1 protein-coding gene is annotated in these 252 nt (G+C 50.4%); it reads left to right on the top strand.

Annotated features, from left to right (window positions below):
• Positions 1-64 precede the first annotated feature (64 nt).
• The coding region (locus PU683_RS22335) for a hypothetical protein (protein WP_277174686.1) at positions 65-252 on the top strand (188 nt) is incomplete at its 3' end.

Raw genomic sequence — 252 nt, 5'->3', positions numbered from 1 at the left:
ACACGATAATAGTCCCGCTATGCGCGATCCCAACCCGGTAGTAATATTATATCCGGGCGTGGGCATGTTCACTTTTGCGAAAGACAAACAGACAGCGCGTGTTGCCGCAGAATTTTACATCAACGCCATCAACGTCATGCGTGGCGCGGAAGCCATATCGGGCTACACTTCATTGCCCAGGCAGGAAGCGTTTGATATTGAATACTGGTTACTGGAAGAAGCCAAGTTGCAGCGTATGCCCAAGCCTAAAGC

It is taken from the genome of Candidatus Kosakonia sp. 282A-S69, assembly GCF_029433855.1.
GTDB classification, from domain to species: Bacteria; Pseudomonadota; Gammaproteobacteria; order Enterobacterales; family Enterobacteriaceae; genus Kosakonia; species Kosakonia cowanii_A.
This window is presented reverse-complemented; position numbering and strand designations above follow the sequence as displayed.